Source organism: Pseudomonas gregormendelii, from assembly GCF_017114825.1.
In the GTDB taxonomy this organism is placed as follows: domain Bacteria; phylum Pseudomonadota; class Gammaproteobacteria; order Pseudomonadales; family Pseudomonadaceae; genus Aquipseudomonas; species Aquipseudomonas gregormendelii.
Window position 1 is genome coordinate 1 of the sequence record NZ_JADEVO010000084.1, and the last position, 2,692, is coordinate 2,692.

Genomic DNA, 2,692 nt, shown 5'->3' on the forward strand with positions numbered 1-2,692 from the left:
ACGGCCAGCTCATCAGCGACATGGAACGCGATGACCTGCACCGCGAGGTGCTGCGCACCCAGGGCAAACTCACCAGTTGTTTCGGCTACGACGCGATGGGCCGCAAAGCCTGGCAATTCGCCTCAACGTTGCCGGCAGAGAAACTCTCACAGATTCTCAATCCCGGCATTCAGCCTGAGCTGTTGGTAGAACACGCCTACAACCCGATTCACCGCCGTCACCAATACGACCCAGCCGGCGAACTCATTCGCACCCTCGACAAACTGCGCGGCGAGATCAAGTACGAGTATGAGGCCAACGGTCAGTTGCACAGCCGTGACACGGGCAAGTTGGTGGACAGTGAGGAGTTCCGATACGACGCGGCGGCGAACCGGCTGAACTTCAATACCAGCCAGTTTGATCACGTGAAGGACAACCGGATCAAGCAGTGGCGGGATCAGGAATATACCTACGATGCCTGGGGCAACCTGATTGAAAAGCGCAGCGGGATGAGCCGGCTGCAGACGTTCAGCTATGACTGCGAGAATCGGTTGGTTAAAGCTGAGACGTTGGTGGGCGGCAAGCTGGAAAGTATTGGGGCTTATCGTTATGACAGCCTCGGACGACGTGTTGCCAAGGTGTCGGAGGTCAACGGGGTCACTGAACAGAAGCATTTTCTGTGGCAGGGCTTGCGCTTGTTGCGTGAGGAAACGCCGGGGCAGAGCAGCCTTTATGTGTATGAGCCGGGGAGTTATGCGCCACTTGCTCGGGTGGACCAGGAAGAGGGTGGGGAGCAGACGCTTTATTACTTCCATACCGACCAGATTGGTACGCCGCTGGAGATGACTGACCGGGAAGGGCAGATTGTCTGGCAGGCGACGTACAAGGCGTGGGGGGCGGTGGAGCGTCTGGACGTCAATGTAGTCGAGCAGAATCTGCGGTTTCAGGGGCAGTATTTCGATGATGAGACAGGGCTGCATTACAATACGTTTCGGTATTACGATCCGGAGGTGGGGCGGTTTATTACGCAGGATCCGATTGGGTTGGACGGGGGCGATAATCTCTATCGCTATGTACCTAGTCCTACCGGGTGGGTTGATCCATGGGGGTGGGAATGCTGGAGTTCGGCGCGCCAGAAATTCTGGAAGACTGAAGCTAAGACGCCAAACCATGTATATTCGCCCGCTAACTTGGCACGAATGACTGAAGGTAAAGCTCCCAAGATGACTGTTGAGGTTATCAACAGGAAAACTGGTATGCCGCAAGTCAAAGAAGTCTCTATGGAACTGCATCATAGGGACATTCCGCAACGCGTTGGTGGTAAGGATGTACATCAGTCGAGCAATCTGGACGCTCTCACTCCTTGGGAGCATGAATCTGTAGACCCGTTCCGACACACCGGCTATGACGTTTCGAAAATTATTAAGGGTATGGATATATGGTAGATGTAGCGGCAGTTAAACAGTGGATTGAAAGCGCTCAATATAATCAACTTATGGATCTTGTGAAAGGTGAGCTGGGTTTTAAAGTCGGAGATGATCAAGTTGCTGAAATTCTATTGAAGCACGATGTGAACAAAATGAATTCGGCCGGTTTGTCGATACAGAACTTGTCCGAATGCGCTCACCGCAAAGTTGAGTTTTGCAAATACTTGAGTGCTAAATTTTCAGTTATAAAGGGTTCTGAAAATGAGCAAGAGGGTGGAGGTGAAGATGATCAAGTCTTGGAGGAGCTTCCTTTTTATAAAAATTTCTTAAATTTGCATCTGATTGAGTTTTGTATTTTGAATGTGAAGCCGGATTTTTTGGAGGTTTATCTGAAATCTATTCGCATTCCGAACAGTAAGAAATATGCGGCTCAGCTAAAAAAGTCGTTTTCTTCGATATAGTAATAGCTTGCTTGAGAATAATTCTGGCGAGTTATCCTTATTTTGGTGCGGGGAGGTGCTGCAGGAAGAGCAAAAATTAAGATTGGCTTTTCATAGTCTTGAAAATTTTGTTGAAGAGTTAGGTAAGTAGGTTTTAAGTTTGGCCGTGTTAAAGCTTGGCTTGTGTTGGTTAGTTGATTTTACGGTTTATGGGGGCAGTCATAAATATTGTGTTCGGGCATAACATGTTGAAGAGATGCATGTATGCCAGCAAAAAGAAATTGGCCCGTGAGGCCCCAAGTGACTTTCCATCCATTCCCTAAGAGCTGATCGACCAGTTCGTCAGCGGACCGATGGTTGCCGAAGCTATTCAGGATGCTTCGATGGCGTTCAAAAAGGCGCTGATTGAACGAGCCTTGGGAGCCGAGCTCGGCCACCACCTTGACTATCTTCAGGGCGCGGAGCGCCCTGGGTAGCCTATTGACTTCCTTGGGGGAGAAAATAGGCAGTAGTTTTTCCTCGCCCTCCGGCACCATCGTCATTGCGTCGGACAACGTATTTGTTAACATTCGCAAGGCTGCCCATGTCGAAAAAAGCATTGGCGCCTGCGACAAGCATCCAGGTCCGGTACAGGTCGCAGAGGGTTCGACCAACGTTTTCATCAACGGCACTGCAGCGGCCCGAAAGGGCGACAAGATCACCTGCGGCGCAACGATCTTCAGCGGTTCGGATAACGTGCTCATCGGCGGCGGCACCCACCGCTACCTGCCGGTAGATGACGAGATTCCCGGCTGGCTGCGCACTACTGTCGATATTCTGATGGCGGTCGCTGGTGCGGCGGGCGGT

Annotated in this window: 3 protein-coding genes and 1 pseudogene; all 4 read left to right on the top strand. The window is 51.3% G+C overall.

Features of this window, described 5'->3' with window-relative positions; all coding sequences use genetic code 11:
• Nucleotides 1–1,424: RHS repeat domain-containing protein (locus tag IMW75_RS26585; protein WP_237142351.1), on the top strand; the 1,424-nt coding region annotated here is incomplete at its 5' end.
• Complete coding sequence (locus IMW75_RS26590) at nt 1,418–1,867, top strand: hypothetical protein (protein ID WP_205894291.1); 450 nt, start codon at nt 1,418–1,420, stop codon at nt 1,865–1,867. The genes IMW75_RS26585 and IMW75_RS26590, both read left to right, overlap by 7 nt.
• A gap of 305 nt (nt 1,868–2,172) precedes the next feature.
• Nucleotides 2,173–2,316 (top strand): annotated as a pseudogene (locus IMW75_RS26595) (IS256 family transposase); the annotation flags it as partial.
• The coding region (locus IMW75_RS26600; RefSeq protein ID WP_237142352.1) for a PAAR domain-containing protein at nt 2,288–2,692 on the top strand (405 nt) is incomplete at its 3' end. The pseudogene IMW75_RS26595 and the gene IMW75_RS26600, both read left to right, overlap by 29 nt.